Source organism: Fimbriimonadaceae bacterium, assembly GCA_019454125.1.
Classification (GTDB): domain Bacteria; phylum Armatimonadota; class Fimbriimonadia; order Fimbriimonadales; family Fimbriimonadaceae; genus JALHNM01.
In genome coordinates this window covers 1521749-1540690 of the sequence record CP075365.1, presented here as the reverse complement: position 1 = coordinate 1540690, position 18942 = coordinate 1521749, and the positions used below count along the sequence as shown (strand labels likewise).

At 64.9% G+C, this 18942-nt stretch carries 14 protein-coding genes and 1 tRNA gene; 5 read left to right on the top strand and 10 right to left on the bottom strand.

The window, feature by feature from the left end; genetic code table 11:
* Nucleotides 1-48: 48 nt before the first annotated feature.
* Nucleotides 49-1773 carry a redoxin domain-containing protein gene (locus tag KF733_07620; protein QYK54872.1) on the top strand — a complete coding sequence of 575 codons (1725 nt, stop codon included), beginning with the start codon at nucleotides 49-51 and terminating at the stop codon, nucleotides 1771-1773.
* 366 nt (nucleotides 1774-2139) lie between these two features.
* Complete coding sequence (locus KF733_07615; protein ID QYK54871.1) at nucleotides 2140-3279, top strand: polysaccharide pyruvyl transferase family protein; 1140 nt, start codon at nucleotides 2140-2142, stop codon at nucleotides 3277-3279.
* A 29-nt stretch (nucleotides 3280-3308) separates the two neighbouring features.
* On the opposite strand, the gene KF733_07610 is transcribed toward KF733_07615, so the two are convergent.
* Together KF733_07610 and KF733_07605 are read right to left on the bottom strand one after the other, a co-directional pair.
* Nucleotides 3309-3384 (bottom strand) — tRNA-Lys (locus KF733_07610).
* Between the two features lie 36 nt (nucleotides 3385-3420).
* A complete protein-coding gene (locus KF733_07605; GenBank protein ID QYK54870.1) occupies nucleotides 3421-6459 on the bottom strand; it encodes a tetratricopeptide repeat protein in 3039 nt (1012 codons plus the stop codon).
* An 18-nt stretch (nucleotides 6460-6477) separates the two neighbouring features.
* Between KF733_07605 and KF733_07600 the strand changes: the two genes are divergently transcribed.
* The gene (locus KF733_07600) at nucleotides 6478-7158 is read left to right on the top strand and encodes a GNAT family N-acetyltransferase (GenBank protein QYK54869.1); all 681 of its coding nucleotides are present in this window, start codon (nucleotides 6478-6480) and stop codon (nucleotides 7156-7158) included.
* 84 nt (nucleotides 7159-7242) lie between these two features.
* On the opposite strand, the gene KF733_07595 is transcribed toward KF733_07600, so the two are convergent.
* From KF733_07595 to KF733_07585, 3 genes are all read right to left on the bottom strand, one after another.
* Nucleotides 7243-7749: a hypothetical protein gene (locus KF733_07595; protein QYK54868.1), complete on the bottom strand. Its 507-nt coding sequence runs from the start codon at nucleotides 7747-7749 to the stop codon at nucleotides 7243-7245.
* A gap of 62 nt (nucleotides 7750-7811) precedes the next feature.
* Nucleotides 7812-8564 (bottom strand): ATP-binding cassette domain-containing protein, encoded by a 753-nt coding sequence (locus KF733_07590; protein ID QYK54867.1) that lies wholly within the window; start codon nucleotides 8562-8564, stop codon nucleotides 7812-7814.
* A gap of 6 nt (nucleotides 8565-8570) precedes the next feature.
* Nucleotides 8571-9629 (bottom strand): hypothetical protein, encoded by a 1059-nt coding sequence (locus KF733_07585; GenBank protein ID QYK54866.1) that lies wholly within the window; start codon nucleotides 9627-9629, stop codon nucleotides 8571-8573.
* Between the two features lie 105 nt (nucleotides 9630-9734).
* On the opposite strand from KF733_07585, the gene KF733_07580 reads away from it, so the two are divergent.
* Nucleotides 9735-10424: a hypothetical protein gene (locus tag KF733_07580; protein ID QYK54865.1), complete on the top strand. Its 690-nt coding sequence runs from the start codon at nucleotides 9735-9737 to the stop codon at nucleotides 10422-10424.
* On the opposite strand, the gene KF733_07575 is transcribed toward KF733_07580, so the two are convergent.
* The 3 genes from KF733_07575 to guaA all read right to left on the bottom strand — a co-directional run bounded on the left by KF733_07575 (nucleotide 10421) and on the right by guaA (nucleotide 13205).
* Nucleotides 10421-10834 carry a 6-pyruvoyl tetrahydropterin synthase family protein gene (locus tag KF733_07575; protein ID QYK54864.1) on the bottom strand — a complete coding sequence of 138 codons (414 nt, stop codon included), beginning with the start codon at nucleotides 10832-10834 and terminating at the stop codon, nucleotides 10421-10423. The genes KF733_07580 and KF733_07575 overlap by 4 nt on opposite strands.
* Nucleotides 10835-10847: 13 nt before the next feature.
* Nucleotides 10848-11603, bottom strand: a complete 756-nt coding sequence (locus tag KF733_07570) for a hypothetical protein (protein QYK54863.1) — start codon at nucleotides 11601-11603, stop codon at nucleotides 10848-10850.
* Between the two features lie 75 nt (nucleotides 11604-11678).
* On the bottom strand, nucleotides 11679-13205 hold the full coding sequence (guaA, locus tag KF733_07565) for a glutamine-hydrolyzing GMP synthase (protein ID QYK54862.1): 1527 nt from the start codon (nucleotides 13203-13205) through the stop codon (nucleotides 11679-11681).
* 1207 nt (nucleotides 13206-14412) lie between these two features.
* Between guaA and KF733_07560 the strand changes: the two genes are divergently transcribed.
* The gene (locus tag KF733_07560) at nucleotides 14413-14754 is read left to right on the top strand and encodes a hypothetical protein (protein QYK54861.1); all 342 of its coding nucleotides are present in this window, start codon (nucleotides 14413-14415) and stop codon (nucleotides 14752-14754) included.
* A 77-nt stretch (nucleotides 14755-14831) separates the two neighbouring features.
* Here the strand turns inward: KF733_07560 and KF733_07555 are convergent, their stop codons facing one another.
* Together KF733_07555 and KF733_07550 are read right to left on the bottom strand one after the other, a co-directional pair.
* Nucleotides 14832-16904 (bottom strand): elongation factor G, encoded by a 2073-nt coding sequence (locus tag KF733_07555; GenBank protein QYK54860.1) that lies wholly within the window; start codon nucleotides 16902-16904, stop codon nucleotides 14832-14834.
* 197 nt (nucleotides 16905-17101) lie between these two features.
* Nucleotides 17102-18859, bottom strand: a complete 1758-nt coding sequence (locus KF733_07550) for a WD40 repeat domain-containing protein (GenBank protein QYK54859.1) — start codon at nucleotides 18857-18859, stop codon at nucleotides 17102-17104.
* Nucleotides 18860-18942: the final 83 nt, after the last annotated feature.

The window sequence follows — 18942 nt, the reverse complement described above, 5'->3', positions numbered from 1 at the left end:
CTTGTAAACTCCTTTGACTGGGCGCGTCTGACCCTGGTGTTGAGCACTATGAACCCAATCCTTCGATTTCTGCCGGTGGCCGGCGCGCTCGGCCTCTTCGCCTTTGGCATGGTCGGGGCCAAGCAGCCGAAGAATCCGACGGCGATTGTTACCTTCTACCTCAGCACCGAGTGCCCGGTCGCGGCCGCTTATACGCCGCGGATCAACAGCCTCGTCGAGGAGTTCAAGCCGAAAGGGGTCCAGTTCGCTTCGTATTTTCCGAACGCGGCCGACAGTCGGAGTAAGGTCGAAGCCTATGTCCGCGAGCGGAACTACTCCTTCTCCGCCGAATTGGACTTAGGCGGAGAGAAGGCCCGGGCCAATAAAGTCGAGATCGTCCCGACCGTCGTCGTTCGGTCGGCGGACGGGGCCCTGCTCTACCGGGGCGCGATCGACGATTCCAAATACGCCGACGCCGTCCGCAGACCCTATCTGCGCGAAGCGTTGCTCGCGGTGGCCAACGGCAAGAGCCCAACAGTGGCGGAGACAAAGCCCGTCGGCTGCATCATGGATCCTGGCCCGCCTGTCCCGACCTTGAAGGAAGTCAACTACTCTGAACATGTCGCCGCGATCCTGAACGACCATTGCGTCACCTGCCACCGCCCAGGGCAGGTCGGGCCGTTTTCGATGGTCGGCTACCAGAACGCGAAGAACTGGTCGAACATGATCGCCGAGGTCACCGGCAAGGGCACCATGCCACCATGGAAGGCCGCGCCGGGCGTCGGCGAGTTCAAACAAGAAAACCGCCTTTCCGACCGCGAGGTCGCCGTCCTTCGGCAATGGGCGCAGGCGGGCGCGCCGCAAGGCGACCCGAAGAAGGCGCCGAAGCCGCCCACTTTCAAGAGCGACTGGGCGCTGGGCAAGCCGGACATGGTGGTCTCGATGCCGGAGAGCTTCGACCTTGGCCCAGACGGCCGCGATGAATACTGGAACTTCGTCATCACGCCGGACATTAAGAAGCCGGTCTGGATCCAGGCGATGGACGTGCAGCCCGGCAACCGGCGCGTCGTCCATCACGTGATAGCCTTCCTCGATTCCAGCGGCCGCGCGAGGAAGATGGCTGCGGCAGGTCGATCCGGCGGCTATAAGACGTCCGGCGGGGGCATTGGCGTCCAGCCGGACAACTCGCTTGGCGGGTGGGCGCCCGGCCTCGTCCCCTCACGCTTCCCAGAGGACGCCGGCTTCCTCTTGAAACCGGGGACGGACATCGTGCTCCAGGTCCACTACAACAAGAGCGGCAAACCCGAGAAAGACCTCACGAAGGTCGCGCTCTACTTCAACAAGGGCAAGGTGCAGAACTCGGTCAAGATCGCTTGGCTCGCCAACCCCCTGATCCGCATCCCAGCCGGCGAATCGGACCACAGGGTGAAGCAGACAATCCCGATCCCCGCCGACGTGCGCCTCTACTCCCTGATGCCGCACATGCACCTCACCGGAAAATCCATGCGGGCGACCCTGGTCAAGCCGGACGGCTCGGAGCTTCCGCTCATCGACATCCCCGCGTGGGACTTCAACTGGCAGCTGATGTACCAGCTCCGAAGCCCCCTGGACATCGACAAGGGCTCGAAGATCGTGGTCGAGGCGGTCTACGACAATTCAGCCGGAAACCCGAACAATCCGAACGATCCGCCTAAGACGTTGCATTGGGGCGAGCAGACGACCGACGAGATGATGCTCTTGGTCGCCGCGATCTCCGTCCGGGGCCAGGACGGCTGGAAGGAAGCAGACTTCTGACCAAAGAGAGGCGGGTCCGTCGGGAAGACGGCCCGCCTGAGGTGATTGTGGGGTGGTTTCTAAGTTGCTTACGACCCTTGGCTTGGTCGCTTTGGTACCGGCCTATTGCTCATCTGCGGCCGATCTGTGACAAGGCCATGCCAACGACCGTGCCAAAAGCCGCTCTAAACCGCAGAAACTAGTCGAGTTGCTGAGGAATCCGGAGCCCCCTCGCCCCTCCGGGGGAGAGGGTGAGGGGCGCGCGGCTGGGCTAGACTCGCGTTGATGCCGAGAAACCGAAGCACCGTAGCTCGCGACCGAGTTAGGGCCGCACACCATTTGCCCCTCGGCAAGCGGCCGCTGCCGCCCGTCTTCTAACATCTGCGTGTGCGCCCGATGCGGATCTCCATCCTTAACTGGACCGGCGACCGCCCGAACTGGGGGTGCCAAGCCACCAGTTTCGGACTGCTGGACGATCTGCGCGAAGCTCTCGGCGAAGCCCCCGTAGAGTTCCACTTCGTCCCGCTGGGGGAGAAGGTCGCCGCCGACAGGCGGGTCCGCCTGCTCGACCCCTGGTTGCGCCGCTCGTTGGCCGGACGCGGGAGCCCCGGGCTCGTCACCCTCGCGGGCCAAGCGATCTATGGCGAGGCGCTCCTTTCGCGGCTCAGGCAGGCAGACGTCGTCGTCTTCATGGCCGAGGGCACCATGACCGGGCTGAACTTCTTCGAAGGCTCGCGGCTGTTGCTCTTGCCTTGGCTCGCCGCAGAGATGGGGAAGCCCGTCTTGAGCCTCAACCAGTCCGTCTTTTCCGCGGCCCCGGGCTTCGAGCCCGCAATGCGGGCGACCTATGCGAAGTTCCGCATGGTCGCGCTCCGAGAGCCCGCTTCGCTCGCGTACATGCGGGAGCTCGGCTTTTCGGAGGCGTTCCTCTTCGCGGATTCCGCGTTCCGCACCGAGCCAAGCGAAATGCCGCTGGCCGAGTTGGTCGCTGGGGAGGTCCTCGGGCCGCTTCTGTGCCTGACCGGTTCGGGTGGGCACTCGGGACTCCACCAAAGCCCCCCGATGGAGGCAGCCGCCGCCTTTGCCCGCGACAATGGGCTCCAAGTGTGTGCGCTGACCTGGAACCCGAGCGTCGCGGTCGAGATGGAATCAGTTGTGGCCAAGGTGGGCGGTCTCCCTCCCCTGAGGCCGAAGCCAGGCATCGGCTATCGCGACGTGAGTGCTCTGCTCGCGCAGTCCTTCGCGCTCGTCGGCGGTCGCTACCACACCGCGATCCAGGCGGCGACGGTCGGCACGCCGTTCGTTTCGCTCCCCTCTGGAACGCACAAGACTCGCGGCCTGCACGAGCTCCTGCGCTACACCCTGCCTTGCCATGCGCTCGACGACGCCCAAGGCGTGCTCGACTCCCTCTCGCGCATCAAGGACGACCGCCATGCGTTCTCCGCCCTCCTCGCTGAAGGCACACTCCGCATCCGCCAAGAACGCCACACCGCCCTTAAACACCTGCGCAAAGCTTTGCTTGGTTAGGAGCGTAGCCCGGAGCCGGGCATAGATCTTGGTGGACCGTGTAGGGCTCGAACCTACGACCCGCTGATTAAGAGTCAGCTGCTCTACCAACTGAGCTAACGGTCCAGAGCCTCGGATTATGAAGCCAGTGAATCGGCCTGCTTAGGACTTTGGCGCGGCGCGGTCGCGGCAAAGGCCGAGGGCGAATTCGACCGCTTGCTCGTTCGACCATCTGCTGCCGGTGCTGGTCGCCGCCTTATAGGCCGCGTTGCCCAGCGCGCCGGACGCGGTGGCCACGGCCTCTTCGAAGGGTCTGCGCATGCTGGTGGTGACCAGCGGGGGCGAGTCGCGCTCGGAGAAGTAGCCGGCCAGCCGGGCAAAGCCCACGAAGTCTCCGACGGCCGCCGCCAAGCAGGCGACATGGGCCACGGCCGAGTCCGCGCCGTCGAACCACTGCCCCGCCCAAAGGGCCTCGATCCCATCGAGGGTCTGACGCCAGGCTTCGTCCCAGTCTTCGCGGAGGGCGGCAAGCGAGCCGAAGTTGAGGTGGTTGAAGGCCGTCCCTCGGGAATAGGCGATGTCGGAATTGATCCGTTGCGACTCGTGCAGCAGGGCGTCGGCGTCCTCGAGGCGCTTCTCCGCTATCGCGATGAGGGCGCGGTGCTCCAGCAGGATGCTTTGCAGGCGGCGGTCGCCGACTTCCTCGGCGAGCGGCTCGGCCGTCCGATAGTGGTCCTCGGCGGACGCGAGGTCGCCGGCAAAATCGCAGAAACGGCCGAGGTTGACGCGCGCGATGACTTCAAGGCGCGGGTTCTTCAACTCATGGTTCTCGAGCACGACCTGCTTGAACGCTTCCTCCGCTTCGTCCAAGCGGCCCGCGCTAAGAAGGATGTTGCCCAGGTTGCACAGGGTGCCGGCGGTGCGGACTCGATCGTCGGTCTGTCGCCAGTACTCGTAGGCTTTGCGGGTCGCCTCGATGGCTTCCGGCAGACGCATCTGGAACGTCGAGTAGATGCCGAGCGCCCCCCAGGCTTTCGCCTTCAAGGTGACGTCCGCCTCCGGTGCGGCCGCAAGGAGCGCGCGGCAGCGCTCTGCCCACTCGCCTGCGCTCGAGCTCAGCATCACCAATTGCGGGATGCTGCCCACCACGCGGAGGCCGTATTCGACCGCGACCGCGCCTCGCATGGCACGGTCGCAGACGGCGCGAAAATTGTCCAGCTCGGGAGCGCACTTGGCCGCCCATTCCTTCTGGTCCGGGCTGTTCAGCTTCGGCACCGCCTCCTCGATCAGGGCCGCGAAATAGGCGGCGTGGGCGTTCAGTGCCCTGTCCTGTCCGAGTTCGGTGAGTCGCTCGCGGGCGAACTCGCGCACGGTCTCCAGCATCAGGAACCTCATTCCAACCGGCGTCTCGACCGCCTGGAGCAGCGAGTCCTCGACAAGCTCCTCGAGCAGGGTCTCCGGCCCGGGCGTCCCCGTGACGGCGGCAATGGCCTCAAGCGCGGCCCCGTTCCGAAAGACGCTCATGGCGGCGAAGCCGGGGCGCGTCTCGTCGTGTAGCAGGTCATAGCTCCACTCGATGCAGGCGCGCAGGTTTCGGTGGCGTCCGTCCGGACCGTGGCGCTTGGTGGCGAAGGCGTCCAGACGGTGGGCGAGCTGCCCGACGATCTGCGCGGGGCTGGCCAGTCCGACTCGGCCCGCCGCCAGTTCGAGGGCGAGCGGCAGGCCATCGAGCCGCGCGCAAATCTCGGCGACGGGCCGGACATTGTCAACAGTGAGTTCGAAGTCCTGCCGGACCGCCTTGGCCCGGTCGACAAAGAGGCGCAGGCTGTCGTTCTGGGAGATCTGGGCGAGGCTCGCCGCAACGCTTGGGGTCACGAGCGGGTTTAGGTTAAAGAGCCTTTCTCCCTCGACATGCAACCGGGTCCTTGAAGTGACGAGGATCCGCACGTCGCTCGATGCAGAAAGCAAGTCTTGGACGAAAGGGGCGCCTCCTTCGGCGACTTGCTCATAGTTGTCCAAGACGAGGAGAGAAGGGCCGCCCGCGAGAGTGTTTCGGATGCTGACCCAAGGGTCGCCCTGTTGCGCCTGGTTGCCGATCAGCACGGAGCCGACCGTGTACGGCAGCAAGCCAGGGTCGCGGAGCGAGGCCAACGGCACGAACCAGACCCGCCCACCATAAGCCTCCGCCAACACGGATGCGACCCGGATCGAGAGCCGCGTCTTGCCGCAGCCGCCGAACCCGACGACCGTCAGCAGCCGCCCCGGGTCGGTCGATTCCGGCGAGAGCAGGTCCACGATCCTCGCGATCTCGTCCACGCGGTTGAAGAACTTCGAGAGCTCTGCCGGCAAGTTGGCCCTCGAGGCGTGCGAGGGCGGCCCGGCAGGCTCCGCTTGGCCTGGAGCCTCACGGATCGAAGCGGCGAGCCGCTTCTTCACGGCTTGGATCTGCTCTTCGACGTCCCCGTCGCGCTCGGAGGCCTCCAAGGCTTGGACCGCGGCGGCGGACGGAGCCTCTCCCCACTGCGAGTCCAGAAGCCGCTCGAGCTCCTCGAACTGGCGGAGCGCCTCGGCGCTTCTCCCCTCCTCGCCATAGAGCTTGATGAGGGCGACGTGGAGGTCTTCCCGAAGCGGGGCGACCGCAATGGTCCGCTTCACCGCCATCACCGCGGAGGAAAGGTTTTCGAGGCGGCGGTAGTCGGCGACGAGGCCGAGCGTGGCCTCCACCCACTGCTCCTCCAGTTTTAGCAGCTGGGGAATGATCCAGTCCTCGTCTTGGCCCTGCAGCAGCGGCCCCTGGACCAACTGGAGGGCGGATTCCCTTTGGCGCACCCGGACTCCAGCGTCGGTTTCCCCGGCCGCCGCCTCCAGGAGGCGTTCGAACTGGCGGACATCCGTGGAAACGAGGTCGGGGTTCAGGCAGACCGAGTCCCGGTCCGCTTGGAGGCCGTTGCCGTCAGGCGAGTCCAAGAGCTTGCGGAGCGAGCTTAGTGCGGTGCGGAGGCTCTGCCGTCCCTGCTCGCCGAACGAGTCCGGCCAGAGCATGTCGATGAGCGACTCCCGCGTGACGGGCCTTCCCAGGTGATAGGCGAGGTAGCCCAGCAACGCGGCCGTCTTCTCGGTCCGGAAACGGCTGGTCTCGGTCTCGCCCACGGCGACCGTGAGCCTCCCGAAGAGCCGGACATTGATCGAACCTTGCCACATTTGCGAGTGCCTGCGGACGTGCGCATCTTACTCCGGGCCGTGCCGACCCTGGAAACATTCCAGGTTCCCCGCGCCCTGAGCGCTTTGGCGGCATCCATTCCCTCCGGGGGGCGGCGACTCGCCCTTCCGAGAGCTGGGTTCGGTTGCGGGAGGCGCGGTATCTTCCCGGGCGTGCTGATCCGCCCCTTCCGCCCAGGAGACACGCCCGCGGTCGTCGAGACGGTGCGAGTCGTCTACGATGAGTACTCCCTGACCTGGGACGAGGAGGAGTACCACGCCGACCTCTTCACGATCGAGGAGGAGTACGGCTTTCCCGAGAACGGGTTTTGGGTCGCGGAAGTTGACGGCGAGGTCGTCGGTTGCGCTGGACTGGCCGTTTTCGAGCCGCTCCCCGGTGACCGGGGCGGCACGATCGTCGTCGAAGGCACCGTCCGGGTCGCGACCACAGATTGCGAGATCGTCCGTGTCTACGTCCGCCCCGCGGCGCGCGGCAAAGGAATCGGCGAGGCCCTCAGCCGCACGGTCATCTCCGAGGCCGTGGAACGGGGCCGAACCGCCATGGAGATTTGGAGCGACAAGCGCTTCCACGCGGCCCATCGGCTTTACCAGCGCCTGGGCGCACAGATCGTTGGCGACCGTGTCTGCGACGACCCCGACGACAGCCCCGAATGGGGGCTGTACCTGAGCCTCACGTCGTGACCCGGAGGCCCCAAAAAGACACCGCCGGGAGGAATCCTCCCGGCGATGGTCCCGCGGTCAAGCGTAAGAAGCGACTCTCAAGGTTCAGGGCTTGCCTTTACCGGCCGGCTTGCCGCCGCCCGCCTTTGCGCCACCCTGTCGGCCGCCTTCCTTTTCGCGCTGGGCGCGGAGCTTAGCCATCTCTTCTTTCATCCGCGCCTCGTATTTGGTGAACTGCGCGGGGGTCAGAGTGGCCTTCATGCCGGCCTGATAGTCCGCCTGGATCTTTTGCATCTTGCCGCGCATTGCTTCACGATCGGACTGCGAAGCGGGCTGACCGGGCTTGCCCGCCTTGCCTCGAAGGGCCTTCAGTTCGTTCTCGCGCTTCTGGTCGAGCTGCGTGATCTTGGTCTTCTGATTGGCGTTCAGGCCAAGCTCGCCAAGCACCTTCTTGTGGGCCTCCTGCATCTTGCCGCCCATCATCATGCGGCCACCGCCCGGGCCGCCCATCTGGGGAGCGCCGCCCTTCGGTCCGGCCTTTTGAGCGAAGGCGGTCGTGCCAAAGGCGAGCACGATGGCGGCGAGGAGCGCGCCGTAAAGTTTGTTTTTCATGAACGTAAGTCCGTAGTTGGCCAAGGGCCTCGCTGGTTACGACGAAACTCGCTCGACAGAGTTCATACGGCCGGCCCGGGGTGGAAAGTGTCTAGGGATTCGGCCCTAGCCTTCTGGACCAGGTCCTTAATCGCCCGGTTCTCTGCGTTGCGGAACTCGTCGGGCGTGCCCATGAAGACCAGGCTTCCCTTCTCCAAGAAGGCGATTCGGTCGGCCACCCGCATCACGGAGCTCACGTCGTGGCTGACGACGATGCTGGTCGCTCCGGTCCTGTCCCGAGTCTCTACGATGAGTTGGTCGATCGAATACGCGGTCACGGGGTCGAGGCCGCTGGTGGGTTCGTCGTAGAGCAAGACCTGCGGGTCCATGGCGAGCGCGCGGGCCAAGCCGACCCTCTTGCGCATGCCGCCACTGAGTTCCGACGGCATCATCGCCTCCGTCCCCGAGAGCCCGACTTCGGCCAGCCGGTCCGCCACGAGCGACTTGGCCTCGCCCGAACTGAGCCGCCGCCGTCGTCTGACCCCGAAGAGGATGTTCTCCGAAACGTTCAAAAAGTCGAAGAGGGCGGCGTACTGGAAGACCATGCCGATGGCCGAGCGCACCGCTTCTGGCTCGCGCTTCGCGCTCCGCCCATCGACGAGGACGTCGCCCTCGGACGGATCGAGCAGGGCCGCGATGCAACGCAGCAAGGTCGTCTTCCCGCCTCCGCTTGAACCCATGATCACGAGCACCTGCCCAGGTTCGACCGCGAAGTCGATTTCTCGAAGCACCCATCGCCCTTCGAAGGCGCGGCCGAGACTTTGGACTTCCACCATAAGCGCTTAGCCAGCCTTGGCGTGGATCGCGCGGATCCGGGAGATCGTCTCTTCGTCCACCTCGCGCTCGAAACTCCGGAAGCCGGCAAGTTGGAATCCGTGCTTCGTGGCCCACCGCCGGGTCTCCTCGACCTTTTCCACCTGCACTTCTTTGCCGACCGTGTAGCTTTCGGCCCTGCCCTCCAGCGCAAGCATCATCGTCTCGGACATGCAGGCATAGGCCGTGCCTTTCGGGAAGCCAAAGTCGAAGCCGAAGTCGACCGCGCCCGGCACTTTCACCACGCCGCCTTCGATGACGAGAACGTCCGGTCGCTTCTCGGCGACTTTCACGCTCACGTCCCGGGGGCGGCTGACGTCACAGACCACCGCGCCCGACTTCAAGTGGTGCGGCTCCACGATCGCGCCTCCCGCACTGGTCACGGTGACGACCGCGTCAGCGTGCCGCAGGACGTCGAGGTCTACCGTCGCGTGCGAGCCTGGGATCTGGTCCGCGACCGCCTGGGTCCGCGCCTCGTCGCGCCCCACCAGCCACGTCTTGGCGAAGTTTGGGGCGAGGACGCGCGCGCAGGCGTTGCCGATCGAACCGGTCGCGCCGACCACGGCCAGCGTCGCCTCGCAGGGCTGCACCCCGACCTTGCGGCACGCCTCAAGAGTTCCTTCTATCGCCGTCGCGACCGTGTAGCTGTTCCCGGTCGTGATCGCGATGGGGCTCCGTTCGGCGATCGTGATACCCCCGTCGCCCACCACACTCGTGAACGCGCCGAGGCCCATGATCTCCGCCCCTACGTCCGCCGCCATGCGGGCGGCTTCGACGATGAGCGCATAGCTCTCCTCAACGGGCACGCTGCCCGTCATCATTCGCGGGGTCAGGGGGACTCCGAAGAACCAGCCTTCGGTCTCGACTCCGGTGATCGACTTCACCCCGGTGATGTGGCTGACGTAAGTGGGTTTCGTCATCCTTAGGAACCGCTCGATCCACCCCTCGGGCATCCAGCGGGCCCAGGCATACTTCCTTGCGGCCTGCCGTGCCGTCAGCGGATGGAGCAAGAAGGCAAACCGCGTCACCTGGCCGAGTGTACCGGTGACAGGTTCCACCTGGGCCCGCACCAGGTTCACCGGGCCTAATGCCTTTGAAGCGAAACCCCATTGCCACGCGTTAGTAAAGTCCACATGCGCTCGCTTTTCGCGCTCACCCTTGCTGCACTCGCCCTTGGCGTCCACGCCCAGGACACACACCAGATTATCGTCAAGCCCAAGGAGGGCTCATCCAGGTTCACCAGCGTCAATGCCGAGATCGAGATCATGGGCATGGAGATCAAGATCGAGACGGAAGCCGAGTCCACGATCACCAAGGTGAACCCGGACGGCACCTTCGTCGAGATCACCAAGGTGACCAAGGCCGTCCAGAAGATGAACGACCAGCAATCCACCCAAGACGCCGGTGGAGAGCGGAGCACGACCCGCGACAAGCGGGGGCGCGTCCTAGAACGGAAGGGCGAGGAGACAGACGAAAACTCGGCCCGGATGAGCGCCGCCATCGATTTCGTCGCCCCTGCCCAAGCAGTGGCGGTCGGTGAGACCTGGGAGCTCGAAGAGCCCGCCAACGAGGCTACCAAGGCGCCGAAGACCAAGCAAAAGGGCACCCTCAAGGGCATCGAGGAGATGGACGGCAAGAAGGTCTATGTGATCGAGTTCGAGAACACCCTCCTTGAGGAGCCGACCATGGGTGGCAAGGGCACGATCTGGCTGGAAGTCGAAACCGGCGAGCTTGTCAAGCTGGACGCCGTCCTCGTGAACGCCACGATCCAGGGGATGCAGGCCGAGGGCCACATCGTCATCAAATCCAGGGCGAGGTCCTAGCGCCGGGCAGTAGCCTCGGCGGCCGTACGGGTCGTCTCGTGGACCCGCACAGTCACGCTTTGCACCCCCGGTGTCTCGAAGAACCGGGGGCTAAGTTTTTCTAGGATCCACTTGGCGATGTTCTCGGCCGTGGACCGGAAACCGACCCGCGTGGCCTTAAGGCCGCTGGAGGTCAGAAAGCCGCCCATCAGTTCGTCGTCCGGATCGACCATGAACGAATGGTCGAGCTCGGCAAGGATGGGCCGGACAAGGTCCGAGACCACTCCATAGTCGAGCAGCATGCCGGACCTATCGGGCTCGCCCTCAAGTTCCACGACCATCCGGTACGAGTGGCCGTGGACGTTCTGGCAGACGGGGTGCCCTGGCAGGCGGTGGCCCATCTCCCAGGAGAACTCTTTCGCGATCCGCACCAAGAGCGGCAGTTTACTCTTCCGCCGGTGCGGCGTCCCTGGGGTCAAAACCAGGCCAGAAGCTGCGATAAAACTTCACGGCGAGGCCCAGCTTCTTCTTGAGCATAGGTGAGCTTTCGCATGCGGCCCAAAACTCAGGGCTTCCCGTCATCATGCCTTCCGCGACCGTGTTAAAGTCTTCCTCCAAGCTGGCCGTCGCATATTGGTTCAGAAACCCTCTTTGGATGTGCCAGCTGTTATAGCGGACGTCGCTGCTGCCGTCGCGAAGCGCTTCGGTGCCCCCATGGCCATAGGAGAACCCGAGCGGGTTCGCTCCCACCCACTCGTCCTCGTCGAATCGCTCCGGATAGTTTCGCAGGAGAATGCTGGAGAATTCGTGGTGGAAACTCGCCAAGATGTACCGGTCTGTATATCCCCTTTCCACCCCTTGGTTCGTCAGGTAGACGGTATCGAGAGAGTTGGTCCCACCGTACTCTAACCCATAAAAAGTGATGCTCCTTAGCACGTAAATCCGCGCCAGGTTTTGGGAGATGAGCGCTTTCGGGTAGCGGGCGACCGCCTTGGCGACCAGGGCCTTCGAGCGGGCGACCTCTCCCTCGGCCAGTGACTGGCCCTCTGCGGCGATGTCCCCGCCCCGCCAGGACTCTGGGAACGTATCGAAAGTGACCCGGGTGAGGACGGGCACCGAATCCGGCGACCAAAGCGCGGACTGCGAGATCGCGCCGCCAAGCAAGGCTAGGCAGAACAAGACGGCTCGGTCGGTGCGCATCCAGGAAAATTCTTGGAAGCGCCAGGGCCTGTAGGCCCGGCTAACCTACCGGAATTGCGGCACTCTTGCCCGGCCTCACTCCCACTCGATCGTGGCGGGCGGCTTGCTGGTGAGGTCGTAGAGAACTCGGTTGACCCCCTCCACCTCGTTCACGATCCGGCTGGCGACCCGCTCCAGGAACCCGAAATCGAACGGGAACGCCTGGGCGGTCATCGCGTCCTCGCTCTGGACGGCCCTCAACACGATGGGGTGCTCATAGGTTCGCTCGTCGCCCATGACCCCGACGCTGCGGACGTCCAGCAAGGCTGCGTAGGACTGCCAGATGCCGGGGTGCAAGCCCGCCTCCCGGATCTCGCTGCGGAAGATCCAGTCGGCCTCCTGGACGACCCGGACGCGCTCCGGCGTCACTTCTCCCAGGATGCGGACGGCTAGCCCGGGGCCCGGGAAAGGCTCGCGGTCCACGACCTCGCCCGGCAGGTCGAGCCGGCGTCCCAAGTCGCGGACCTCGTCTTTGAAGAGCCACTTGAGGGGCTCGACGACCTTCAACTTCATCCAGTCCGGCAGACCGCCGACGTTGTGGTGGGTCTTGATCTTGGAGGCGGTGCCGGAGCCGCTCTCGATGACGTCGGGATAAAGCGTGCCCTGGGCGAGATACGCACAGTCGTTGAACTCGCCTGCGTGCCGTTCGAAGCACCGGACGAACTCGGCGCCGATCACCTTCCGCTTCTGCTCGGGGTCGGTCACGCCCTTCAGGGCGCCGAAGAACTGCTCCGAAGCATCGATGTGGACGAGCTTGGCGTGGACGATCCGGGTGAAGGTGTCGACCACCTGCTCCGCCTCGCCCTTCCGCAGAAGGCCGTGGTCGATGAAGACGCAGGTCACTTGGTCCGGGATGGCCCGGTTCAGGAGCGCCGCCACGACGGAGCTGTCCACGCCGCCGCTGACTGCGCAGACCACTTGCTGGCTCCCGACTTCTTGGCGGACCCGCTCGATGGCGTCCTCCATAAAGTGCTCGCTCGTCCAATCCCCGCGGAGCTTGGCGACGTCGAAGAGGAAGCGGCGCAGCACGGTCTGCCCGTCCGGGGTGTGGCTGACTTCCGGATGGAACTGGACGCCGTATTGGCGCGCCTCGGGGTTCTCGAAGGCGGCCACAGGGCAGGTCTCGGTCGAGGCGGTCGCTACGAAGCCGGGCGGGCAGGTGATCACTTGGTCTCCATGGCTCATCCAAACCTGGTCGTCGCGCAACCCGTCCACAAGGGCGCCGGCCCGCACGTTCTTCAAGTGCCGCCGCCCATACTCACGGTCGGACGACCGAGCGACTTCCCCGCCCAAGCGGTGCGCCATAAGCTGCTGGCCGTAGCAGATTCCCAGGACGGGGATGCCCTGAAGCACGCTCATGTCGAGGTCGGGGGCGCCCTCGGCCAAGACCGACTTCGGCCCGCCGCTCAGGATCACCGCGTCCGGCTTCTTCTCGCGGACCGCGTCGGCGGCGTGCGGCCAAGCGACCATCTCGCTAAAGACGCCCAGCTCGCGGACACGCCGCGTAATGAGCTGCGCGTATTGCCCGCCGAAATCGATGACTAAGACGAGTTCGTGCCGCATTCCGGGGAAGCGGCGAGTCTAGCACAGTCAAGCGGGCAACAGCCCGGCCCACCCTCCCCCGATGCTTCGGGGGAGGTGCCCCGCAGGGGCGGAGGGGGTTTCCCTGTACCGAGGCAATGAGCCTGCGCCACCCCTCCCCCGATGCTTCGGGGGAGGTGCCCCGAAGGGGCGGAGGGGGTGCTCCCGGGCCGAGACAGGGAACCCACCCCTCCCCCGATGCTTCGGGGGAGGTGCCCCGCAGGGGCGGAGGGGGTTTCCCTGCACCGGGCGGGAACCTGCGCCACCCCTCCCCCCTGCCCCCTCCCCAAGCCTGGGGAGGGGTTTTCGTCGAAGCACGACGGCCACTCCTCCCCCGATTCTTCGGGGGAGGTGCCCCGCAGGGGCGGAGGGGGTTTCCTGTACCGGGAGGGAACCTGCGCCACCCCTCCCCCTGCCCCCCTCCCCAAGCCTGGGGAGGGGCTTTCGTCGAAGCACGACAGCCACTCCTCCCCCGATGCTTCGGGGGAGGTGCCCCGGCAGGGGCGGAGGGGGTTCAGCGGGCCGAGAGGGTTCTTCCGGCGGGCCCGGCCCCATGGATCGTTGGCTGACGAGCGTCGTGAACACTTATTCGAGTTCTTTCTGGTTGACGGTCTGTATGGCTGCTGGCCTGCTGTCCTGGTTGATCGTAACACTAGGGCGTCAAAAAAGTGGTTCTATGAAACCCTCCCACCTCTATTTCTTGTCTGCGTTTCTGTGCTACTTTGGCTCAGCGCTGGCCTTCTTCGGGGGGAACGTGGCCCCGCTGATAATGGGGACGGTGCAGGGTCTTCTGGTCGGGACGGCCGTCGGTGCCATAGGATCGAAAATCCATGCGTACTTGGGGGAACAAGGTTGAGAACGTCTCGTTCTCTCTCGCGCGGATTAAGCCTTCGTTGAGCTGCTGGTCGCGGTGGGCATCGTGCTTGTTCTGATGGGCATCGTGTTCTCGGTTCTCGGGCCCAGTCTTCGATCCTCAAAGGAAACCGTGTGCAGATCAAACCTCCATCAGATTTCTGCCGCGCTGGAGCAATACAACACAGACAACGGCGGGGACGCCTATCCAAAGACTCTCTTGACGGATTGGTCCGTCCTGGCACGCTACACAGGGGATTCCCGCGTTCTGAAATGTCCGGAAGACAATTACGCCAAGGGCGCTAACGAAGCAGCTACGCGCTATTCAAAGTTTTCGGTGAGTTACTGGCCCGTCCCAAGCGAAGGCGACGGGAAGTATCTCGAAGCGCTTCAGAACGCCGACCCTAACCATGGTGTGGTCTATTGCCTGATGCACACGGTGCACACGAGAGGGCCGTCGTCGCCCTTGTTCAACCGCAAGGGCAAGGTCTTGGTAGCCCTAAAGAGTGGATCGGTCGTCAATCGCAACATGACCGAAAAGTGCTATCTGGACCGGGAGGGACACATGGTCGGCTATTCCTTCATCTGGCCGCTCCTCACGGACGCGCCGATGCCCGAAGCGGTCTGGAAGATAGAGGCCGACGTACCCTACGGCAGCCGTGAAGTCCCCTGCCCCTAAACCGCTCAGTTAGGGCCAGGCTCTCCTGTCCGGCACAGGCGGTGGCCCAGGAGCCTGAACCCTGGGCCCGTTCCACGCTAGTGGTCCTCGTCCTCCTTGCGGTGCGCCTGGTACTCCTTGATAAGGTTCTGTTGCTCGTTCTGCGGCACTTCGTCGTAGTGCGAGACATTGGCGCGGAAGAGGCCGCGGCCCTTGGTTATAGACCGCAGGTCCAGCGCGTAGCGCATCATGGTCGCCATCGGGACGGTGGCGCTGATGCGGGTCTTCCCCGGCGCACAAGGCTCCATGCCCTGCATATGGGCGCGGCGGGTGTTCAGGTCGCCCACCACGTCGCCCACCGCCTCGTCCGGCACGTCGACCTCGAGCTTGAGCACGGGTTCCAGGATGGTCGGCTGAGCCTTCTCAGCGGCAGCTTTGAACCCGATGCGGGCGGCCGTCTTGAAGGCCTGCTCGCTGGAGTCCACGTCGTGGTAGCTGCCGTCATAGACCACGCACTTCACGTCCACGACGGGATAGCCGGCGAGAAAGCCGGAGACCATCGTCTCGCGCACGCCCTTTTCGATCGCGGGGATAAAGTTCTTGGGGATGGCGCCCCCGACGACCTCGCTGCCGAACTCGAAGCCCGTGCCCCGGGGGAGCGGCTCCAGTCGGAGCCAGCAGTCGCCAAACTGGCCCTTGCCGCCCGTCTGGCGCTTGTGCCGGCCCTGCGCCTCGCCCTTCACGCGAACCGTCTCCTTGTAAGGGACTTTCGCTTCGACCAGCTCCACGTTCACCCCGAATCGGGACCTCAGCTTCTCGACCGCCGTCTCGATGTGAATGTCGCCCATTCCCTCGAGCAGCTCCTGGTGCATGACCGTGTCGCGCGTGTAGTGGAGGGTCGGGTCTTCCTCCAGCAGCCGCTGGATCGCGCCGCCGAGCTTGTCCTCGTCGGCCTTGGTCGCGGGCTTCACGGCCACGCGGTAGATCGGCTCGGGGAAGTCGATCGGCGGGAGTTGGATCCGGTCCTTGGCCGTCGTCAGGGTGTCGCCCGTGTGGGTGTCTTGGAGCTTGGCGATCGCGCAGAAGTCGCCCGCCTGCACGAGGGTCGCGGCCTCCTGCGCCTTGCCGTGGGGGAAGAAGAGGTTGTGGACGCGCTCGTCCTTCTCGTGGTTCACGTTCAGGACGTGGTCGTCCGCCTTCAGCGACCCGCTGAAAATGCGCACATAGTTGATCTTGCCGACATAGGGGTCGGCGGTGGTCTTGAAGACGAAGCCGACGAGCGGCCCGTTGGGGTCCTCCTCCATTTTCGTGCCCTCAACGGTCGTGAACGGGTGGTAGACCGGCGACGGCAGCTCGCCAACGATGCGGTCCAGCAGAGTGGCGACGCCGATGCCGCTCGCCGCCGAGCCGATCAAGACCGGCACCACGCGGCCTTCCTTGACGCCGAACATCAGGCCGTGCTCCACTTCCTCTTCGGTGAGCTGTTCCCCACCGAGGTACTTCTCCATGAGCTCGTCGTCGCCTTCTGCGGCGGCGTCCATCATCTTGTCGTGGAGCCTCTCCGCCTCCTCGGTGTAGCCCGAGGGGATCTCTTCGATCTCGACGCCACGGTCTTTGCCCTTATAGACCTTCATGTTCAGCAGGTCGAGGACGCCGCTGAAGGCGGCCTGATGGCCGATCGGGATTTGGCATTCCACCACGCGGTTGCTGAAGCGCTCGTGCAGCGTCTCCATGAAACCGGGGAAATCGGCGTTGTCGCGCTCAAGCTTGTTGACGAAGATGCAACGGGCGAGCCCGGCTTTCTCCGCGACCTCCCAGGCGAGGTCAAAGCCCACGTCGAGGTCTTTCTTCGCCTCGCAGACGATGACCATGGCGTCCACGACGCGGGCCACCGCGTGCAGGTCGCCGATGAAATCCGGATAACCCGGGACGTCGATCAAGTTGATCTTGTGGTCGTGCCACTCAAGGGAGAGGATCGATGCACTGACGCTGATCTTGCGGCGCACTTCGAGCGGGTCGTGGTCGCTCTGCGTGTTCCCGGCTTCGACCGTGCCGACCCGGTCTGTGGCACCGGCGGTGTAGAGCAGGTGCTCCACAAGCATGGTCTTGCCGGACCCTCCATGGCCGACGATGGCAACGTTTCGAATCTGGTCGGGGGTGTAGTTCTTCACCTGCGCGTACCTTCCAGACAGCGGTGTCTGGGCCGGGTTGGCCCGCTAGGGCCGAATCCATCCAGGATAGCACGGTCTGCAGGTTCGACGCGCCCCTCTCTTGCACGATCACGCCCGCGCTGGCCCTCGTCGCCGCTTCCCCGTGCCCTTCCCCGCCTGCCTACAAGCTGGCGCTTGCAGGCAGGGTGGGAGGGCCCCTAGCGTACGCGGAGCGAGACCAGCGAGGCGTCCGCCGCCGACATCAGCCAGCGCGACCCGTCCGGAGAAGCGGCAAGCGACTGCGGGTTTTCGGGCCATTCCGTCCGGAAGGAATCGACCTGTTGCCCGCTCGGGGTCACCAGCCGGACCACCGGTTGATAGGCGACCATCGCCAGCAGGTCGCCCGACACCCAGTTCCACCTTTGCAGGGACGTGGACTTCGCCGCGGCCACGGGCCAAGCGATCGCGCCGACGAGACGGCCGGTCCTCGACTCATAGACCTTGACGACCCGGCTCTCGACGATCGCCATGTAATCGCCGCTGGGCGAAACCGCCCTTTCCACTCCGGACGCGTGGATAAAACCTCCGAGCAAGACGAAGTCCGAAGTGCGGTAAACGAGGACTCGGTCGAACTTGCTCAAGACCAGCCTTTCGCCGTCCTCGCTCAACTGGGGCCCGCCAGTCGGGGTCATGGACCGCAAGATCGTTCCCGTGGGCACGTCGACCTCGATCGTGTTGTTGGAGCACACGATGACCCGCCGGCCATCGTTCAACGGCACGGGCGTGCCGTTATAGGCTGCTTGGCCAACGAGCGTCTTGGACACGAGGTCGTAGAGCCGTACCGTGCCGTCCTTGCGGGAGGCGAGGTACCGGCCGTTCGGGGAGAGCGAGAAGTCAAACTCACCTGGGACGCTCAAGGTCGCACCGAACCGGCCCGTTTCAGCATCGAGCAGCGAGATCGCTTTGTCCGGGAGGGTCCTCACCACCCAGGAGGCGGCATCCCGGCAATAGCCGATGACCTCGTAGGCGGCGCTGCCGGGCATGAGTCGCCCGACCGGACGGCTAAGGTCGTCGAGTTGCCGGTACTCGGCTTGGCCGTCCATGTAGCCGAAGAGGACCTTGCCGCCGCCGGTCTCCGTTAGGCCGCAGATGGGTGCGAGACTCGACGAGGCGTACTCCTCGCGCGCGCCCGTTTGGGGGTCGAACCGATAGATGGCGTAGCCCCCAGCGACCAGGCTGTCGCCGTTCGCGCCCAACCGCAGGCTCTCGACGAAACTGGGGTCGCTCCAGACAACTTGACGCGTGGCCGTGTCGAGGCAACGGAGTTGGGGATTGTCGTGGCCGCTCCGGGCATAGTAGAGCCGGCTCCCGTCCGAGGACAAGCCGACCTCCACGACGGGTTCGGTATCCACGGTCTCCAGAAGTCGGCCGCTAGAAACTTCGAAATGCCTTAGCGAGGCATTGTTTGCCAGGAAGACGGAACCGTCCGGCGCGAACGCATGGCGGAACCACTCCGAAAACCCTTCCGACGACCACGCGGCGAAGGGGAACCCGGTTGCCACGTCGACGAAGGAATAGCCCGTCCGTAACCCGACAATGAGGACCTTCCCGTCCGGGCTGACCGCCGTTCCGTTGATCGGCGAGTCGAAGGGGCCGATCCGCCGCACGGTGGCGCCAGTTTCGCCGTCTTGTTCGGTGACGAACCGAGGTTCGGCAGAGGAATAGACCTTGCCGTCCGGGCTGACGGCGGCACGCTTGGCGCCTTGGCGGGGGGAGGCCCACTGAAAGACGCCGTCGCGGTCGAAGGCCTTCAGCGAGCGTGTGCCTGGAACAAGGATTTTGCCGTCCAGGCCCTGGGCTAGGTCGACGATCAGGCTTTGGTTCGCGACCGCCCAGGCGTGCTGGACGACGCGCTGGGCGAACGCGCCCGAAGCTCCGCAAAGGATGAGTATGATGGGAGTGATTGCCTTAGGCATGTCTTAGCTTACACGCCTAAACTGCGGATCGAGACGGTTGTTTTCCAGAAAGTTAGGACACGATCCGGCAGTCTTGGAGCGGC

What these genes read in the sequence shown, in the direction of transcription:
- KF733_07620 (QYK54872.1), top strand. Translation starts at nt 49, where the DNA reads ATGAACCCAATCCTTCGATTTCTGCCGGTGGCCGGCGCGCTCGGCCTC.
- KF733_07605 (QYK54870.1), bottom strand. Translation starts at nt 6,459, where the DNA reads ATGTGGCAAGGTTCGATCAATGTCCGGCTCTTCGGGAGGCTCACGGTC.
- guaA (QYK54862.1), bottom strand. Translation starts at nt 13,205, where the DNA reads ATGCGGCACGAACTCGTCTTAGTCATCGATTTCGGCGGGCAATACGCG.
- KF733_07550 (QYK54859.1), bottom strand. Translation starts at nt 18,859, where the DNA reads ATGCCTAAGGCAATCACTCCCATCATACTCATCCTTTGCGGAGCTTCG.
- KF733_07595 (QYK54868.1), bottom strand. Translation starts at nt 7,749, where the DNA reads ATGAAAAACAAACTTTACGGCGCGCTCCTCGCCGCCATCGTGCTCGCC.
- KF733_07570 (QYK54863.1), bottom strand. Translation starts at nt 11,603, where the DNA reads ATGCGCACCGACCGAGCCGTCTTGTTCTGCCTAGCCTTGCTTGGCGGC.
- KF733_07590 (QYK54867.1), bottom strand. Translation starts at nt 8,564, where the DNA reads ATGGTGGAAGTCCAAAGTCTCGGCCGCGCCTTCGAAGGGCGATGGGTG.
- KF733_07580 (QYK54865.1), top strand. Translation starts at nt 9,735, where the DNA reads ATGCGCTCGCTTTTCGCGCTCACCCTTGCTGCACTCGCCCTTGGCGTC.